At 49.8% G+C, this 18,277-nt stretch carries 13 protein-coding genes; 7 read left to right on the top strand and 6 right to left on the bottom strand.

The genetic code is table 11. The features are described 5' to 3' along the window. Window positions 1–16: 16 nt before the first annotated feature. Complete coding sequence (locus tag BN423_RS11100) at window positions 17–988, bottom strand: glycosyltransferase (RefSeq protein WP_071784298.1); 972 nt, start codon at window positions 986–988, stop codon at window positions 17–19. A 230-nt stretch (window positions 989–1,218) separates the two neighbouring features. Here BN423_RS11100 and BN423_RS10990 point away from each other — a divergent pair, with 230 nt between their 5' ends. The 3 genes from BN423_RS10990 (at window position 1,219) to BN423_RS11915 (ending at window position 3,497) form a co-directional block, all read left to right on the top strand. Continuing rightward, window positions 1,219–1,911: a glycosyltransferase family 2 protein gene (locus BN423_RS10990; RefSeq protein WP_052317232.1), complete on the top strand. Its 693-nt coding sequence runs from the start codon at window positions 1,219–1,221 to the stop codon at window positions 1,909–1,911. Window positions 1,912–1,916: 5 nt separating this feature from the next. Then, entirely contained in the window at window positions 1,917–2,282 is a 366-nt protein-coding gene (locus BN423_RS02740; RefSeq protein WP_019238744.1) for a DUF2304 domain-containing protein, read from the top strand. Window positions 2,283–2,615: 333 nt separating this feature from the next. Further along, complete coding sequence (locus BN423_RS11915) at window positions 2,616–3,497, top strand: DUF2142 domain-containing protein (protein ID WP_071784299.1); 882 nt, start codon at window positions 2,616–2,618, stop codon at window positions 3,495–3,497. Between the two features lie 457 nt (window positions 3,498–3,954). On the opposite strand, the gene BN423_RS02735 is transcribed toward BN423_RS11915, so the two are convergent. Then, window positions 3,955–5,244 carry an IS30 family transposase gene (locus tag BN423_RS02735; RefSeq protein ID WP_019238743.1) on the bottom strand — a complete coding sequence of 430 codons (1,290 nt, stop codon included), beginning with the start codon at window positions 5,242–5,244 and terminating at the stop codon, window positions 3,955–3,957. A gap of 562 nt (window positions 5,245–5,806) precedes the next feature. Here BN423_RS02735 and BN423_RS02730 point away from each other — a divergent pair. Next, window positions 5,807–6,304: an ATP-binding protein gene (locus BN423_RS02730; protein ID WP_187367796.1), complete on the top strand. Its 498-nt coding sequence runs from the start codon at window positions 5,807–5,809 to the stop codon at window positions 6,302–6,304. Window positions 6,305–6,580: 276 nt separating this feature from the next. Here BN423_RS02730 and BN423_RS11515 read toward each other — a convergent pair whose 3' ends face one another. The 3 genes from BN423_RS11515 to BN423_RS11505 are packed head-to-tail and all read right to left on the bottom strand — an operon-like array spanning window position 6,581 to window position 9,950. Continuing rightward, on the bottom strand, window positions 6,581–7,414 hold the full coding sequence (locus BN423_RS11515) for a hypothetical protein (RefSeq protein WP_154820280.1): 834 nt from the start codon (window positions 7,412–7,414) through the stop codon (window positions 6,581–6,583). 36 nt (window positions 7,415–7,450) lie between these two features. Further along, complete coding sequence (locus BN423_RS11510; protein ID WP_154820279.1) at window positions 7,451–8,347, bottom strand: hypothetical protein; 897 nt, start codon at window positions 8,345–8,347, stop codon at window positions 7,451–7,453. Between the two features lie 55 nt (window positions 8,348–8,402). Next, the gene (locus BN423_RS11505; protein WP_154820278.1) at window positions 8,403–9,950 is read right to left on the bottom strand and encodes a glycosyltransferase family protein; all 1,548 of its coding nucleotides are present in this window, start codon (window positions 9,948–9,950) and stop codon (window positions 8,403–8,405) included. A 441-nt stretch (window positions 9,951–10,391) separates the two neighbouring features. Between BN423_RS11505 and BN423_RS11090 the strand changes: the two genes are divergently transcribed. Further along, window positions 10,392–12,455 (top strand): DUF2142 domain-containing protein, encoded by a 2,064-nt coding sequence (locus BN423_RS11090; RefSeq protein WP_157196231.1) that lies wholly within the window; start codon window positions 10,392–10,394, stop codon window positions 12,453–12,455. 573 nt (window positions 12,456–13,028) lie between these two features. Here the strand turns inward: BN423_RS11090 and BN423_RS11500 are convergent. Beyond that, complete coding sequence (locus tag BN423_RS11500; RefSeq protein WP_074431650.1) at window positions 13,029–15,467, bottom strand: glycosyltransferase family 2 protein; 2,439 nt, start codon at window positions 15,465–15,467, stop codon at window positions 13,029–13,031. A gap of 859 nt (window positions 15,468–16,326) precedes the next feature. Between BN423_RS11500 and rfbA the strand changes: the two genes are divergently transcribed. Together rfbA and rfbB are read left to right on the top strand one after the other, a co-directional pair. Continuing rightward, a complete protein-coding gene (gene rfbA, locus BN423_RS02700) occupies window positions 16,327–17,226 on the top strand; it encodes a glucose-1-phosphate thymidylyltransferase RfbA (RefSeq protein ID WP_019238737.1) in 900 nt (299 codons plus the stop codon). A gap of 24 nt (window positions 17,227–17,250) precedes the next feature. Next, window positions 17,251–18,273 carry a dTDP-glucose 4,6-dehydratase gene (rfbB, locus tag BN423_RS02695; RefSeq protein ID WP_019238736.1) on the top strand — a complete coding sequence of 341 codons (1,023 nt, stop codon included), beginning with the start codon at window positions 17,251–17,253 and terminating at the stop codon, window positions 18,271–18,273. Window positions 18,274–18,277: the final 4 nt, after the last annotated feature.

Genomic DNA, 18,277 nt, shown 5'->3' with positions numbered 1-18,277 from the left:
AACTAATCTAGCTGGATTAGAGTTTGCCAAATAGAAATAGAAGTCGGTAGGCGATTTCATCTGGTATAGATTCGCGGAAGCGCCTTTTCCAGAATAGTTTACGGAGTTTCTTGATTAATGTGTTCGGCCGAACGTAAAGAGAAATAAGCTCCCTGTTCTCGTTGCTTAATTTATCGGCAAATAGCGCACTATATTCCTCTGCCATTGTTCTTATGAGATTAAGTTGCGAACCGAGAATAAATGTTTTAAAGCGAAATACGAACAGGCTGATTGCAGAAAGATTGCCAGCAGATACATTACCCTGATGGCGTCTGTATCGAAGCACCACGGAGTCATCTCGAACAGTCTTTCCAAAACCCGTGGCTATCATTGCAGCAAACCAATCATGGCCTGCAAGGTGATGGGGATTGGCTTTAAGCAGAGCGTTTCTCATGGCGCCATTGAACACCATAACCATTCCTGGTATCGACGCCTCAGCTAAAGCGTTCTCAAAAGTTTGGTCGAGTGAGCGACTTTGGGGTGCGTCGATTGCTTTAAGCTTGTTGTCGCACGATACAAACTGCCCGTAATAAAGGAATGGGGTTTCAGATGTGCTCGCGTTAGATTTGTCGAGCATGGCTACAGCTCGTTCGAGTTTATTTGGCTCCCAGTAATCATCCTGATCGGAAAAGGCGAAATAATCGCAGCAAGGAGGGCAGGCACGAAGCGCATCCATAAAGCTAGCTACGAATCCTTCATTTTGGCCAAAGACAACCTGCACCGATGAATCGGAACGTTCCTCAATTTTGCGAAGATAGTCAAGGACATTCTGGTCGTTCGAACCGTCATCCCTAATGCTAATGATAGGTTTACACGTTTGTGCCAAGAGGCTGTCAATTTGCTGATTTAAATAGGTGAGATTTGGGTTGTACGTAGACAAGGCAATTGCAACGCGGCGTGGCGAATTCACGACATCCTCCAAAGGGCGAATCATCACGTGTAAAACCATACTTCACCTATTGTGCAACAAAACAATTCCAATGCAGACGGCACGGATGGAACAAACTCTTAATTACGAGAGATTACCGAGCTTCCTTCAATTCCGTACCAATTGACAGAATGAATTCGCTCGGCAAGTTCTATCCGATGAAGGTGTAATAGTTCTGCAGCTTGGGTTGGCTTTGTCTGCTGCATCGTATAATTTGATGGATTGAACTTGTCCATGAGGAGTGAACTATATTGTCATCACAGAGGGTTCTGGCAATTATTCCCGCGTATAACGAGGAAAAGTGCCTTCGGCAAACGATCGAAGAGCTTAGTGTCGTCGCTCCAGAAGTCGATTATATCGTCATTAATGACGGGTCTTCAGATGGCACGCGCGACATTTGCATTCTTAATGGTTATCCGATGCTCGATATGTTGGTAAACTGTGGCTTGACGGTCGGTTTTCAAACAGGTATGAAATACGCGCTTCAACACGACTATGATTTTGCCGTTCAGTTTGATGCCGATGGACAGCATCGTCCTGAATATATTAAATGCATGCTTGATTGCATGAGGGAGAACGATGCCGACATAGTAATTGGCTCTCGTTTTGTAACTGCAAAGAAAGAACATTCTGCTCGTATGATGGGATCAAGGTTGATTACTGCGCTGATTAAGCTTACGACAGGATGTACTATAAAGGATCCAACCTCCGGCATGCGATTGTATAACCGTCGCATGATTGGGCGATTCGCGCAAGATAATGCTCTGAATCCCGAACCGGAATCTATTGCATATCTGATTCGCAAGGGCGCTAAGGTTTGTGAAGTTCAAGTATCCATGCGTGAGCGTTTGGCAGGGGAGAGCTATTTAAACCTCACCAAGTCTATTGCCTACATGGTGAGAGCATTTACCGCCATCATGTTTAGCCAATGGTTTAGGAGGTAAACGACGTGAATGCATCGCTTCGCGTTCTATTGGTTGTCTGTGCCGTTGTTGTTCTTTTTTTCATTGTGCGAAGACTGAGCAAAGCTCAGATTCAGGTCATGGATTCGGTTTTCTGGTTGCTCTTTTCGTTAAGCCTGGTGGTTTTAGCGGTATTTCCAGAAATCGCCTACGTTCTCTCGCATTTTTTGGGTTTTCAGGCGCCAGTCAATTTTGTTTTTCTGTACGTGATCGCGGTTTTGCTCGTGCGCGACTTTACATCGACGGTTAAAAATGCACAGCAGCGAGAAAAACTGACAGCGTTGATTCAGGAAATAGCCTTAAGGGATCTAGCCTTAAGAGATCACGAAAAAAAGCTTCATGATGGACTGTAATTTACGAATGTCGGTGGGTTTTCATAGCAATCCGTTAAGCAAATTAAACTGCTGCTCCTATTTTAATAGACGCGGATTAAGGAAGAGAGAGCTTGCGGGCGTTAGTAGTTTTGGGAAACCATGGATGGCCGAGGAGCGTGCCAGTGTTCGTGGGCCATGTTTATTTGCATTGTTCGCGTTTTTACTAGCCATCTTTTATTCAATATATTGTTTTACCGCTTGTCACTCTAGAGCATTGCTTGTTTGTTCGCTTGTCGGCTCTGTGGTAATAGCGCTTTTAGTTTTTTATATTACAAGGGTCTGCTCAACAGGATGAGCTCATTTTAATTCAGCATGCTTCTTGCTGGATTTTGCGTTGTATTCTCGTTTGCATTTCCACCCATGTCTGTTCCTGATGAGACGCACCACTATCTGGCTTCGTATTGGCTTGCAGATTGTTTACAAGGCGAATCTTCATTTAATAACTCAGAAAGTTTTCCGGTTCGTCTAGACGATTGGCAGATGGTCAGTGAATGGTCCTCGAATGCCATAAGTCATGATAGCTTTAAAAACATAGCCACCTACTTCCAATTCACGTCCTCAACGACTTCGATTCATGAGGTTTCCGGCTTCTCTTTCTCCATCGGGGGGGGTGTCGTGGTTAAAATTCCCACCGTTTTGGCCATACTGGCTGGAAAAGCAATGCACCTCGGTCCATATCCTATCTTCTATATTGGAAGAATATTGAATTCAGCCCTGTTTATTGTTCTAGCAGTCGCGGCATATCGAAATATGCCGCATGCTAAAAATGTAATCACCTATGTCTCGCTGCTGCCAATGACCCTACATTTGGCGGCATCATATTCATATGATTCTGGAATAATCGGCTTGTCGCTACTGCTGTTTCCCCTTTTTTGTCGTTTGATTGAATCAAAAGATAAACTATCCCGAAGAGAAGTGGCATCGATTACGATATGTGCCACTTGTCTTGCTCCGTGTAAACTTATCTATATATCGGTATGTTTGTTTGCATTCATTATTCCAATTAATAGATTTGGCTCAAGAAAAACAAAGCTGCATTTCTTTTGCTCTTGTTTGTATCTGTTATTGCATCAATTGTATTGCTGCGCTTGCCTGGCGTTGTTTCTTTGGCCGCTCTATCTGGCGGCCTCGACCATAGGGGAATCGAAGAGGGGACGTTTTATTCCCTGTCTAACGTGTTGCAAGATCCGTTAGGAACTCTCCTGTTGTTCATTAGATCTCTTTTTGTTAATGGCGATTTTTACTTGAGCTCTATGATTGGCGGATCTCTTGGTTGGTTTCAATCAAATATTGCGGCGCCTTACTTTTCGTTTTCATTTATCTGCTCATATTGCTTTTAGCGGCACAGAAAACAGAATCTGATCCATTTGAATTCCCTTTGATAATCAGGGTTTCATCACTCGCTGTATTTGTTTGCTCTGGTTGAATTCCAACCCCAGTGCAACACCCTGCCATGAGATGCCGCTTCCCGAGGTCACGGCAACGCCCCGACGCGGCCCCCGGCGGGGAAAGCGCAGGCCGGCCCTCCCCGCGGAGGGCCCCACGGGCGTTGCGCTGGCTCCTGGAGGCATGCCCCATCGGCCCGCCGGCGGCCCTTCCCGGACCCAGCGCAACGGGCTCAAGAGGGGCCGCCGGATTGTCCCCCAGGGGTTCAGCCGGCCAGCGGCGCATCACCCCTCTCGGCGCGGGCGCGCTCGATGCACCCGGGCGTCAGGTCGAGCTCCGAGGGGCCCAGCACCTCGACGCCGAGCCCGTCGAGGAGCGCCCGGGCGTCGCCCCCGTAGGCGGCCAGCAGCATCCCCGAGGGGCACATGAAGGCGAGCGAGCCCCTCGGCTCGGAGTTCACCTGGCTCATCAGCAGGGCGCAGTCGGCCGGCGCCAGCCGGTCGAAGGAGATGCCCCGCCGCTTCGGCAGCAGCTTCCTGATCTCGACGTGGTTGCGCTCGCAGGCGCCCTTCTGGTCGGAGCGCATCGGGTCGCAGTAGAACAGCCTCGTCTCGCCCGGCCGCTCGCAGAGCGCGGCGGCGATGCCGGCCTCGTCGGCGAACTCGGGGCCGTTGTCGGTGAGCACGCGGGCGAAGACGCGCCGCATGCCGCCCTCCCCGAGCAGCCCGAGCAGGCCGCGCAGCGCCCTCACGGTCTCGGCCGACGTCTGCGCGGCCATCGGCAGCGCGAGCTGGAACCTCGTCGCCCGGTTCAGCAGCGTCAGCAGCACGGCGGAGTCCCCGGCGCGCCCCTCGACCGTGCCCATCTCCCAGCAGCCGTCCCGCTCGTCCCCCGGCAGCGCCGCGAACGCGGCGTGCGACCTGCGGTCGGAGTGCGGCGCGGCCCTCCGCGGCGCCCTCCTCCTGCGGGGCCTGTAGCCCACCTTGCGCCGCAGCTCCATGTTGCCCATGCCCCCGTAGCCCGCCTCGATCCAGCGGTAGATGGTGGACTTCGACACCCCGAGCGACGGCCTGGTCGCCGCGATCTGCTCCGGGGACAGCCCGCGTGCCAGGTCGGAGCGTATCACCCCGAGCTTCATCGCCATGCTCGACTCGGTCTCGTCGACGCCCCTGCGCGCCTCCCGGAGCTCCTCGTCCGCGAGCGCCTGCGCCCTCACCGCCCGGTACACGGCCTTGGGCTTCCTGGAGCAGCCGCACCTCCTCTTGTTGCAGCCGTTGCAGACGCGCGGCGAGCCCTTGACCCTGTCGCAGGCGCCCTCCGGCGCCTCCCCGGGGAAGCGCTCGCCCGCGAGCTCCCTCGGCGCCGCGTAGACGCGGTTCCTCCTGACCTCGCGCGTCACCGTGGACGGCTGCCTGCCGAGCCTGCGCGCGATCTCGCGGGCGCTCTCGCCCCTGTCCAGGCCGCGCTCGATGCCCCGCCTGTCGTCGAGCGTGAGCCTCGGGTAGGCGCGCCGCGCGGCTGGCGGGGCTGCCTTCGCCCTCTTCGCTTTACTCATCTCCCTGCCTCCTTGCCGGGGCCGCCGACCGGCCCCACGCCCCAAGGACTCCAGAACCCAGCGCAACGCGTTGCGCTGGGTTCTGGAAGCTCCCCGCTCCGTTGCGCTGAGGTTGAAACTCTAGGGTCTCGATGAGTGTGCTAAACACTCTTTATTTAATTGGGCTAATTGCCGCTGCCTTTGCCAATCCCATATAAGATGGAAGGAACGTGCTTGCGTTGACACGTTCCTTCCTCATTCCGAGTAGCATCAGGGTTTTCAGATTTTCTGCACCTAAGGTTTCGAAGGATTCGACTTGCTCCACATCCAGTTCTCGGACGGTTGGGGTCGCGAGGAGGTGCTCTCGTCCGATTTCGTCGGACGCCCCGGAGCTCTGTGCTCCATGATTCCATGGGTGGGATCAAGACTCACACGGTCACGGCGCTCAGCATCGGGGTGACCCGCCGGCGCATTCTCGTGCGCTTTTATCAGACGGTATCGCTTGTGCCTCAACTGGGAAAGTTGAAGTGTGAGGTTGCTTTTGACAGTCTGATGGCGGAGATTGGCAGGGTTTTTGCTGGTTGTGCTCGGCAAGATCGGCTATGCTCCCTTCAAGGTCGATGGAGTGCGCCTGCTGTATCTGGTCATTTCCGATTCATGCGGGCGAAGGAACGTCGTGCTCATGGCTAACACAGAGACCTCGAAGCGGGGAATGGTTCTTGCAGACGACAAACTCGCTGCCGTGATCGTGGGTCGCGTCGTCCATTACAGCAGGTTTGTAGAGTTTGATAATCCCGGCCATCGGCGCGAGGAGTCTCTCATGCTAGGTAAGTCGAGGATCTATTGGCTTGCTCGCGCCGAAATCAGAAATAGCTTTGTAGCCAAACTCAAAAAAGCGCATGCCTATTCCCGAAAGATTAGCTTGACCAAACACAGCCGCCGTTGGGTTAACCGGGTCCTCGGATTGCTGGCGGGCGTTCCTCTTGCAGCGTATGTTGCGCGTCTGCACGGCGTGGGGATATTCACTGGTGACATGGCGGGTGGCATTGCCGGCTCAATAAGGATGTATTCCCGGTGGTAGGCTACCGGCACCGCGCGGTCTGCCTCCACTGCAGCGTGCTGACAGAGTTTTCCGAGTCCAAGCGGCCGGGAGTTGTTGTCATGCTCAAGGCTATCCACGCTATGGAGTCACGCGTGGCTACCGAAATCAGGATAAATCTTGACGGTACCCGAGGTTAGGGGTGGGACTCTTTCCCGTTTTCAGGTATAAAATAAAAGATTCGCCAGTAGATTTAGCTTCTGGTTCAAAGCTATCTCGATAGCGTCGGGATGGTTAACCTCATGCATTGCCCTATCTTTAATCCAACCTAACGATATAACCAGCAGCGTTCTGATAAACGACTTCTTTGCTAGAAAGAAATTGCTTTACTGAATCCGGCAGATCCTGCGAAAAAAGAACGGCGCAATAGTCTGCTTCAGACAGGCGGTCAATCAGTTCGGATCCCCAATCGTCGGTATTATAGAGCCAGAAATAGAAGTAGCGATAATCCGGGACATAGTGTTGTCTTGTCTGCGCTTGGTACCAGTAGACATCGATATTTGAACCAAGGAGTGGGATGTACTGGTTTGCTGATGTTCTTAGGCGGTCAGCGGCAATCCACAACTCAGTTTTCTCATCGGATATTTTGGGTGTTTTCATCTCATTATAATTGAAACTATACACCCCCGTAACGGATTCAGATGCTATTGAGGGGGATAAATCAGGATGTGTTGTCGAGATTTTTTTGTCCAATCCACTAATCGACAGAATGAAGATTGTAGCGAGGCAAGCAAGGTAGCAAATTAAGAACGTCTTCGACTCCTCGAAGAGAAGGGTGACGCCTCTTGCGGTGCAAAGAAATGCAAAAGCCCATAGAAGATAATAAAATTTATAATAATAATATGCAGAAAATACGCCTGAATTGTATAAAAATAAGGCAACAGCGACGGTGACAATTACAGCAATTGAAATCAAGGCAGGAGGGAGCGAACCAGCGTTATCTTGATAGTTCCGTATTGATGTAATGAGCCCAAAAATAGCACAGGGCGCTATGAGAATGAAGGAACCGTATAGCTCGATGTATGTATAGCCCGGGGTGCTTAAACCACTTACGAGACCAGTCTGAATAATGTATTTGATAAGGCAGGCCATGGCGGCAGTAATAAAAACAGCCAGTAGACTACACAATTATTTATGGCCAGAAACAAAAGTGCGAAAACGGGCTGCTGACAATAGCGCGAGAGACAATGCGATAACTGGTGCGAAAAGAGAGTAGCAGACTGCGCAGCCAAAGATAAAAATAAGGCTAATCAGCAGTAATTTAATGCAGCTGCATGTTCTCCAAAAGGCCGTCCACATGAAGGTAAATGTGAGAAATAGCGTAGTTCCGACCCCAAGATAGGAGAACCCGAACACCATATTGTTTAAGGGATAGCCAAGCATGTAGAGGACGGTTACGCACAAAGATGTAGCGCATTTATTGTCGATGATCCGAAGCAATGAATAAAATACGCAAGCATCAAGGGCATAGTATCCAATTTCAGCGATAATAAAAATTTTGTAAGTCCCGTAAATACCCGTGAAGGATTGAAGTGCCTCAATGACGAGGGAGGTGATGTAATATGTGAAATACATGCCCTCGACTCGGCCTGAATCTAAGACTGCCAATGTGTTAGCGAAATGAGTTGCCGGATCGGTTGACGAGAAATTCAAATTGAGGCTCATGCCAAATTGCGCAAAACCGCAAGCGACGGCAACGCCGACTATAACAATATAACCTAGAAAATCGCGGACGTCTTTCTCAGCGGGTTTCTGCAAAGCCCCACGATGCAAGCAATGAATGAGGCAAAATAAAAGAACAGCAAAGACAAGATGGACCGTTCCCACCGCTGCAACTCTAAGCACCGGGATGTTGAGCGTGGTGAACAATCCGGCGATAAGAACGTCTGTGAGAAAAACGAATACCAGTGCTGGAAAAAACAGTAGCTGTACGTTGGAACTTGAGCCTTGCAAAGACAAGGATGCAAATTTGGAGATGGCTGAAGATAGTACAATATACGAAATAATTAGATAAACCGCTGTCATTGTGCCTCTCAGGGACGTCTCTCTGGTTTTCCGTAACCGTGATGAGTACTGTCGATCAGTTGCAGCCCAGCACTCTTGATTTAATCTTCTTAAGTACCTTTATTGGTGTCAAATCTTTACAGCTTCGAACAATTTGTCCGCCTTTTTCCAAGTCACCTTCAAGTTCTGTAATCAGGTGCTCGCTCTCCTCCTTGGCTGTTTTCAGACGATAATATTCCAGGCAGAGCTCAACATCCGAGAGTGGGGAGCTATAAAATTGCAACCTTCGAATCTCTCCTAGATAAATTGGATCGCTGGTTATGAATAGGTCGCCTTCTTGTGTGGAGCGCTCTCTATTTAAGGCAGAAATGTTTGGCTTGGCAGACGTTGTGCAGATTACAGGGTGGATGTCAGGGTCAAATCGAATGCATACCTCATTGCGTGCGCGGCTCTGTATGAGATTGGAGGCATCAATTTCCGTGTGGTAGCAGTAGGGAAATGTTATCGAATTTGACTCATTGGCAGGCTCCCCGTGGGAGGAGAAGAAGAGCTGGGCTATTCCGAGTGTTTTGGAATAGCTTTCGACGAATGTTTCACATTGGTTTTTGCAATTGATTTTTGTTAGCTCGGTGCATTGCCTATGTTTCATATGAGCCGAAGCTCGATTTGTTGTAGCTACTGTGTGGTACAGTCGTTCGAAATTGTTCGAAAAATCTGAATTTTCCTGCGCATAGCTGTGCAACACATCAAGATGACGTGTTGCACTCTCGTAGTTGGAAATTATGTCGTCGAGCAGGTCTTGTGCACTGCGTCTGTATGGATTTGACCTGCCTGAGAAGTTGAAGAATGCATCACGGTCAACGGTATCCGGGCTGATGTATCCAGGGCCTCCGTGTACGTCATAGCAATATAGTGGAACACGAGCAGCAAAGCAGAGAGGGACTGTGCGACCGATAGAGATGATGAGATCGTATGAAGTGATGAGGCTCGGGGTAATTTCTACAGAGCATCCCTCATATCCATAGCAATCGATATGACAGCTTGCACTGACGATTCTCTTAAGATCCAGCAGCTCCTGAGCAACGTGATTAGAGATGACTGCAATGCGTTTTGGCGTTTTTGGCAGGCTGCTATATCTAGCGCATTCAAACCAAGACTTATCGACAGAATTCGGGAAAACAAATGTCGGTATTTTCGAATTGTCCAACTGATTATGCTCGAGTGTTTCGAAACTTACGAATACTTGTAAGTCGGCCTCTTGAGAAAAGGACGGGAGCTTTTCATGCTCAGATTGGGGACCTAAAGATGCAACTATGACCTTATCAAAGGTTACCGGAGTGCAGTTCCATATGTAGTCGGAGACAATATGATGCTGGGCGTATAGTACGGAATAATGATCTGCAAGCAGCCTCTCTTCTCCGAAGCGAATCACTTTAATTCCCGCCTGTGCAAATTGATCTTGTAGCGGGTAGGCCAATACGAGCGTGTAGCAGGTTACGTTCCAACCCTTTGCTGAAAAAGCCTTAGCTAGCTCGAGGATGTGTAATTCCGATCCACTACGTGCAGCCAAGAAAAGATTGGTGAATAGAATAGATGGCTTTTGATTGGCGCTAGTGACGTCCATGTTCAATCCAGATCTCGTCAGCAACAATGATCGAGAATCATTGTAAAGCCTAACGTGGATTCCAAAGCGGCGGATTATGGTGCAGATGAAGGTGCGGTAATATTGCATTAGATGTTGTTGAAATTGAAGCAATAGAGGCTGACTGCCTCAAGGAGCGACGTAGTCCTCCAGGATCTTGACAATTCGAGCGAGTAGTTCTGGCGCAAGAACCGCATATCGTGGAATTGCATCTAGGGGGGTGCTCTTTGGCCGGGGATGAGTGGGTCTTGTGGCATGGGATCCTTATTTGGTCAACATAAAGTCTCTGTTTGGAGATAATAGGAGGTTGAAAAAAGATCTGCATTCCTCCCTGCTCCTATTTCGCTCAGAGATAGCTTGTGTGACTACTTCTGCTACCATTTGAGTTCTGAATTTTGGTTGACTAATCGATTGGGATGTATGATGAACACTCACGAGCTTCGATTCCCCTCGATTCAATCGGCGGATCATAAGCTAATGCTCGGCGTTTCGTTAATATATTGGATTCTGTCATCTTTAGTTTTGTGCGTACTGGTACCTCGTGTTTCTCTAGACCGTCTCTTTCCGTTTTTCTTCTATCTCGTTTTTATCTTTCTTGCCGTAATTGTCTCGGTATATTATTTCGAGCGCTTTTCATCAGAGAGGATTTTCCGAAGCTCACCCATCCGATTGATGATTATCACGGCATGCGCGGGACTTTTTGTTGCGATTCTTCTTGAAGCGGGCACAGTTATTGGAACGCCGGGTGCCAATGTTTTTTCAATTGCATGTTGGTCAAAAAGGCGCTTGGTTGCGTTTGTGCCGATCGGTTACATTTTAGCATCCGGGGTAATGTGCTTGTTTGCTCGCGAGAAACATAGGATTCACACGGGACATCAGCTCCGACCTCGACGCGCTGTAGTTTGCAGGACATGCCGCGATATTGCCCTTTCGGTACTGCTGTCCCTTGCTATTTCGATTATGATTTACTTCTTATCGAATATTTCTTTTTTTGCAGTGTTTGGAATTGTGACATGTGTTCTAGTTTCTGCTTATGTCATTTTCATTAAATATAAAGAACCATCGCTAGCGCTTGAGAATGTATTTGCAGCCATCGCGCTGCTGTTCGGCATATACCTTTGTGTTGTTCTACCAATAACTTCGGGAATTGCCTGGGACGATCAAATACATTTTAAGAATGCTTCGGATATCTCATATGTTTTGAACGCGAAGCTAACTCCAACCGAGGAGTACTTTAGTAACCTTGCTTATAGTAGGGCGGCAGGTGAAGATGTTCTTTCGATTTCAGATTGGGGCAATGAGGCACCTGAGAAATTTGAACAAGAACTTAATAGCAGCTATGAGGCAGAAAGATCCAAGGGCACTGTTTCTTATAATGGGTCTGGGGTTAGCGTTTTGTCGATGAGTGCTATCGGCTATATACCTTCAGCCGTCGGGCTTTGGTTTGGGCGCTTACTCCATGTTCCGTTTTCCATGCTTATCGTGCTGGGACGGCTTGGAAATCTGCTTGCATACACCGTTCTCTTTTATTTTGCAATCAAGATCGCTCCGACGAAAAAGACGCTTTTCTTTGTTGTCGGAATCATGCCTGGCAATATCTTTCTTGCAAGCAACTATAGCTATGATCCGTGGATAACCTCACTCGTTGCTTGTGGAGTGGCAATACTGATGCGTGAGATGTGGGGTGAAGGGCTGCATGTTAGCAAGAGATGGATTGTGTTGAGTCTGGTTCTCATGACTGCCGGAATAATGGTAAAGGCTGTATATTGTCCCGTTCTCGGACTATATTTTCTTATGCCGAAAAAGAAGTTCGACACTAATCGGCAGCGTTGGCTCTACTATGCTGTAGTTATAGCGATCGGCATACTCCTACTTTCTTCATTTTCTGTGCCATTTCTCTCTAGTGGGGGAGAAGGAACAACCGATTCGCGTGGTGGATCAAGTGTAAATGCCACAGAACAATTTGGCTTTATCTTGTCTAACCCAATGCGCTATTTTGAAATACTTTTCCGATTCCTGTTCGTCGATTATTTCAATCCATGGAGGGCGGACTATATATTAAATTTTGCATATCTCGGACGTTTGGGCTGGGACTATAGTTCTTGGATTATGCCTTTGGTATTTAACTTACTCCCATTGCTTCTTCTTTGTTTTTCCGGGTTGATTGAGGGAAACGAAAATAGTGAAAAGTCTGCCGGGTTTCTTCCGTCACTCTGGTCGTTTTTCACATTCGTGCTCTCATTTGCTTTATTCGCTTCAGCTCTTTACATCGGCTTCACTCCTGTTGGCTATTTTACAATTAACGGGTGTCAAGGGAGATACCTTATTCCATGGCTGATTCCGTTGATTGTTTTTGGGTTTAATAGCAAGTTCTTTTCGAAGGCTTTTAGAAAAATGTCTGTAAACTGGAGCTCGCTGTTTTTGATCATAAGTACAACGATTTTAGCGGCAACAATTGTGACGCTTGTAACCGTAAAGTTTATATAAGTACTGGAATATTGCTTGAGTACCGCCAATCCGATGGCATCCACTTGTTGTATGTCTTTCTTAGCGGCTTACTATAGGCTCCTTGTTTGCTCATCGGTATGAGTTTAGATAAGTTTTAGTCCACCGAAGATTTCATTCAAGATTTGAAGTAGTTGGATACCGGGATGTTCGGATCGTGGCTCGTGTGCAACTGGGTACTACGTGGAACTTGCGCCGATGACGCGGGAAGGAAGAGCGAATCCGCCGGAAGGCCGGAGTGGGCTACAGGTGGAATTCGTACAATCGGAAATCGGTGCAATTTGTCAGACTATGCCGCTGGGTACTGGCAGCTTGTTGTCAGCAGGTTGCTATCAAAAAAAGGGAGGGGTCGCTCAGCAACGACGCGATGAGAGGCTCTTTGAATAGCCCAAAGCGTTCGAGTCGGGCGGACGGGGCCAAGCATGATACATTCGCTGAATTCAAGGTTCGTTTCAAGATTTCTGCTGGGCTAATCTAAGATACGTTGACCCCCGCCTCTCTGCCATACTTGTTGACAGTTTCAGCAAATTAAGAGGGATCTTACATATCGGAGCTCTACGATAACTTGAAATACAAGTTGTTCGGCTCCAGGCGACTAAAGTTTGGATTTGAATATGGATCACCCTCAACGTAGTAGGGCGCCCAGCGATAGTTCATATACGCAACTTCCTTATGGAATCTAACTTGTCGCTCCATGCTAATGTTATCAGCGCCGCGAGAAATAGATTCGTAGTGATATAGCTCTACCTCTGGTGTAAATATAACCCTCTGTCCCTGTTCGCGTACCTTAAGGCAGTAATCAACATCGTTAAATGCGACTTGAAGCTTTTCGGTAAAGCCGCCCACGCTTTCAAATATTGAACGCTTGGTCAGCATGCATGCCGCTGTCACAGCACTGAGCTCGCGCTGGGCGTCGAGTAGGGCAAAATAGCCCCAATCATTACGTGGAAGATGGCGGCCAAGATGCCCGGCAACTCCGCCAGAAATAGTGACACCGGCATGTTGAATAGTTTCGTCTGGGTAATAGAGCTTTGCTCCAACAATTCCCACATCCGGCTGGGAGCAGATCCCAAGCATAGCTTCAATCCATTTTGGAGTTATTATTTCTGTATCGTTGTTTAGTAAAAGCAGGTAGTCTCCATTGGCGGATTGAGCTCCAAAATTCACCAGCTTGGAGAAGTTGAACTCATTATCCCAGGTGATAAATTTAATGCGCTCGGGATATTCCTTTAGAATGCTGCCGTAATATTCGAACGTCTCCTCTTCTGTGCTGTTGTTTTCAACCAATACGATCTCATAGTTATCATAGGTTGTTTTTTTCAGAATGGATTGAATGCATGTATCGAGGATATCTATTTGATCTTTTGTTGGGATAATTATCGAAACGAGTGGATGCTCCTCCGGAATCTGATACGTCACTTTGTACGTGAATGGTCTCCTTGAGAGTTCGACATTTGCCTTAATGCCCATACGGTTAAGATGCGACTGGACGGCGCGAATTCCGGCTGCAGAAGCGTAAGGTTTGCTGTCGGCGTTTGCCGCGGTCGAAGTCGCGCTAATTCGCCAGTGATATAGGATGGATGTGACGTGGAAGACCCTGCGCGCTTTTTCCACTGCCTGAAGAGTGAGATTATGATCTTGTGCGCCATCAAATTCTTTTGTATTGCCTTCGAGCTGATCAAGCAGCGACTTTCTAATCGCCAACATATGACAAATATAGTTGTTGTTTCGAAGCAGCTCGAGATCGAAATCGGGCTTAAAGAATGGCTGGGCAAACGTGCCATCAGGCATCAGCTTATCTTCATCGCAGTAGAGAAGATCGATGTCGTTGTAAGAATTAATGGCCTCAGCATATGAAAATAGTAGATTAGGCTCGATAACATCATCATGGTCGAAGAAACAGATAAAGTCACCGTGCGCGACTGCGATTCCAGCGTTTGTATTTTCCGAGATACCTAGATTATCTTCAAGCCTAATCTCTAAAATTCGGCTGTCGATAGCCAAGACAGAAGCTATCGCATCTGCAAGTTCATTATCTTTTGGGCTTGCGTTGACAAGCACAAGCTCCCACTTTCGATATGTTTGAGATAGGACAGAAGATACCATCTCATGAAACAAGTCGATAGGGGTGTTAAACAGCGGCACAACAATGCTGAAGAATGGCTGGATGGTAAATGTAATATCCCTCTGCTTGGAGAGGGCGCCAAGGGTTGCTTTATGTGAGTCGAACCATTTGGGATAGTTATGGTCGATTTGGGCGTTCTCGCGCAGGTACCTATCATGCTCAATCATATTTTGGAGCTCGGGGATATCCAATACTGCGAAATTGGAGAAGCTTGGATGATTGGCGTCTTCAATTTGAAAAATGTGGCGCCGCATGGCATGGGGGAGACGGATGGAGAATTGGGATTCTCTCCGCGCTCGTTCAGCTGAAAACTTTGTTTTCAGCTTTGCGGTGCCTAGAGGAACAATTTCAATATTAATGGGGGAGAGGCGGCTATCTTTGCAGGTAATGGTGAGACTTGTATCGTCTCGATAGGGGGTATAAACTGCCCCTCGAATTATCATTTCTTCGCCGTCTTCAACGCATGACCAGAACTCCATGTCTGCTCTATCGTAGGCGGCAATTTGGTCATAGTCACGGATTTCGGAGCACATTGGTTTGTTTATGCGGTAGTTAATTCGAGACTGCCATTTTGCTATTTCATAATTTAGGCGAAAAGCCTGCGACTCGATGACACGCCCAGCATCGTCGATTTCCGTGATGGTAAAATTGTTGACCCATGCTTCAATTATTGGAAAAACCCCAACGAATTGTCGAACTGATGGCGATCGTTTAGAATTCAGCGATTCATAAATAGAACAAGGTGAACTTCCATTGGGCGTTTCACGTCCATGGATGTTCAGCGTGTGATTAGGATCGAGGCCTCGCACTAGAAAACGTGTATAGATTTTTCCGTTTCCTCGGCACGTCCCATCAATCGAGATTTTCATGTTTAGGCTCCTATGTGAATTAAATTCAATATCATCTATTGATAGATTTCTGGTCATTATAGAAGATGCTCGGTGGACACAAGCTATTCGCATGCAATGGACAGATGTTTGGGCTACTTGCGAATAAAAGTCTACGGGAAGTGCAAAGAGCTCCCTATGTCAGTGTCAGCCGATCGAGCGGCTTGAGTTCAATTTAGCCATGTAATGGTCAGGTTACTATACTAGAAATGAAGATTTCTATTGTTTGAGCAGTTTACTTTTCGGAGGGTCGCTATTGCTATTTCGGGTGAAATCTCAATAGAAATACCCTTGATTTTCTATGCATTCAATGAATTATGAGGAGTTGAGATTGTTAGATAATTCACGCAGCATACGGTCAAGTGGTTGATTATTCGACAACGCGCCCGGGAGCGTCGGTAGTCTCTCGGCGCAAAGCAGACCGTCAGAAAGTTTTTAGTGCGCTCCTGGAGGCAAAAATGAACGAGTGCTTGGGTATAGGCTTCAAATAGGAGAAACCGAGCTCTCTCTTGGATAAATGAAAATCTTCATCATAGGAGAGATAAAGAAGCCTTTAAGCATCATCCATGGGCTATGCGATAACACTATCACTTCGCAAATATGATGTTGTTATTTGTCCGTTTCGCTCGAATCCGAGTGACGTGTGGAATAGCATCGTAATAATTGCTCAAGAGTTCTCGGTTATGATTCTCGGCTATGAACATGAAAGCTAAAGTGAGAGTGGTTAATCACTTCTCGTCTGCAATCCTTCTGATGCTTAGGCTTCGCGCCCAGTTACCGCTCTTCCTGGTGATACTCTATTCCATAAATGTGCACCCGAATTAAGGAGCGTCCAACTCTCATGAAAGGCATCATACTCGCAGGTGGATCGGGCACGCGCCTGTATCCGCTCACCACGGTCACGAGTAAGCAACTCCTGCCCGTCTATGACAAGCCCATGATCTACTATCCGCTCTCCGTGCTCATGATGGCGGGCATCCGCGACATCCTTATCATTTCGACGCCTACAGACCTGCCCAACTTCGAGCGTCTGCTGCGCGATGGGTCGGATTTTGGTATCAACCTCTCCTATGCGGGGCAGCCCTCACCGGACGGCCTTGCTCAGGCATTCATCATCGGCGAGGAGTTCATCGCGGGCGAGCCGTGCGCGCTCGTCTTGGGCGACAACATCTTCTACGGCAACGGCCTCTCGCGCCATCTGCGCCGCGCTGTGGCAAACGCCGAGCAGAACGGCGGCGCCACGGTCTTTGGCTACCACGTGGACGATCCCGAGCGTTTCGGCGTCGTGGAGTTCGACGAGGCGGGAAAGGCGGTTTCCATCGAGGAAAAGCCTGCTCACCCTAAGAGCTCCTATGCTGTCACCGGCTTGTACTTCTATGACAGCCGCGTGTGCGAACTCGCCAAACAGGTGAAGCCCTCCGCGCGCGGTGAGCTGGAGATCACAGACCTTAACCGCATGTATCTCGAGGACGGCTCGCTTTCCGTGGTGACGCTCGGCCGTGGCTACGCGTGGCTCGATACGGGCACCATGGAGAGCCTGTATGAGGCGGGTGAGTTCGTCCGTGCCGTCGAGCGCGCACAGGACACCCCCGTCTCCGTGCTCGAAGAGATTGCTTACGAGAACGGTTGGATTGACCGCGCGACGCTCGAGGTGTGCGCGGAGCGCTATGGCAAGAGCGTGTATGGGCAGCATCTCAAGAAAGTTGCTGCCGGCATGTTCATCAAGCACCCGATTGAGTAACTCTAGCGATTGAAGAGGATTAGCATGACGCAAGAGGTTTTCCAGCCCACCAACATCATCGTCACCGGCGGCTGCGGCTTCATCGGCAGCAACTTCGTCCATTACGTGGTGAACAACTGCCCGGATGTGCACGTGACCGTCCTCGACAAGCTCACCTACGCCGGCAACCCGGAGAACATCGCCGGGCTCCCCGCCGACCGCGTGGAGCTCGTGGTGGGGGACGTCTGCGACGCCGCCCTGCTCGACGAACTCGTCCCCGGGCACGACGCCATCGTCCACTACGCGGCGGAGTCCCACAACGACAACTCCATCGCCGGCCCCGAGCCGTTCCTGCGCACGAACGTGGAGGGCACGTACCGCCTGCTCGAGACGTGCCGCAAGTACGGCACCCGCTACCACCACATCTCGACGGACGAGGTCTACGGCGACCTCGCGCTCGACGACCCGGCGCGCTTCACCGAGGAGACGCCCTACCGCCCCTCGAGCCCATATTCGAGCACCAAGGCATCGTCCGACCTGCTCGTGCGCGCCTGGCACCGCACCTTCGGCGTGCGCGCCACCATCTCCAACTGCTCGAACAACTACGGCCCCTACCAGCACGTGGAGAAGTTCATCCCGCGCCAGGTCACGAACATCCTGTGCGGTATCCGCCCCAAGCTGTATGGAGACGGCAGGAACGTGCGCGACTGGATCCACACGGACGACCACTCCAGCGCCGTGTGGACGATCCTTACGAGGGGCGTGATCGGCGAGACGTACCTTATCGGCGCCGACGGCGAGCGTAGCAACATCGAGGTGCTCCGCGCGATCCTGCGCGCCTTCGGGCTGCCGGAGGACGACTTCGATTGGGTGCGCGACCGTCCCGGCCACGACCGCCGCTACGCCATCGACGCCTCGAAGCTCCGCCGGGAGCTGGGCTGGGAGCCCAGGCACACCGACTTCATCGAGGGTCTCGACCAGACGATCACCTGGTACCGCGACAACGAGGCCTGGTGGCGCCCCGCGAAGGAGGCCACCGAAGCCAGGTATGCCGCGCAGGGGCAGTAGGACG

Source organism: Enorma timonensis (genome assembly GCF_000321165.1).
GTDB lineage: Bacteria > Actinomycetota > Coriobacteriia > Coriobacteriales > Coriobacteriaceae > Enorma.
Note: the sequence above shows the minus strand (reverse complement) of the source record. Positions and strands in the feature narration are given on the sequence as shown.

Bases quoted from the DNA above. Each gene is read 5' to 3' on its own strand.
- BN423_RS11515 (WP_154820280.1), bottom strand. From the start codon at position 7,414: ATGGCCTGCCTTATCAAATACATTATTCAGACTGGTCTCGTAAGTGGT.
- rfbA (WP_019238737.1), top strand. From the start codon at position 16,327: ATGAAAGGCATCATACTCGCAGGTGGATCGGGCACGCGCCTGTATCCG.
- BN423_RS11100 (WP_071784298.1), bottom strand. From the start codon at position 988: ATGGTTTTACACGTGATGATTCGCCCTTTGGAGGATGTCGTGAATTCG.
- rfbB (WP_019238736.1), top strand. From the start codon at position 17,251: ATGACGCAAGAGGTTTTCCAGCCCACCAACATCATCGTCACCGGCGGC.
- BN423_RS11505 (WP_154820278.1), bottom strand. From the start codon at position 9,950: ATGGACGTCACTAGCGCCAATCAAAAGCCATCTATTCTATTCACCAAT.
- BN423_RS11510 (WP_154820279.1), bottom strand. From the start codon at position 8,347: ATGACAGCGGTTTATCTAATTATTTCGTATATTGTACTATCTTCAGCC.
- BN423_RS11915 (WP_071784299.1), top strand. From the start codon at position 2,616: ATGCTTCTTGCTGGATTTTGCGTTGTATTCTCGTTTGCATTTCCACCC.
- BN423_RS02735 (WP_019238743.1), bottom strand. From the start codon at position 5,244: ATGAGTAAAGCGAAGAGGGCGAAGGCAGCCCCGCCAGCCGCGCGGCGC.
- BN423_RS11090 (WP_157196231.1), top strand. From the start codon at position 10,392: ATGAACACTCACGAGCTTCGATTCCCCTCGATTCAATCGGCGGATCAT.
- BN423_RS11500 (WP_074431650.1), bottom strand. From the start codon at position 15,467: ATGAAAATCTCGATTGATGGGACGTGCCGAGGAAACGGAAAAATCTAT.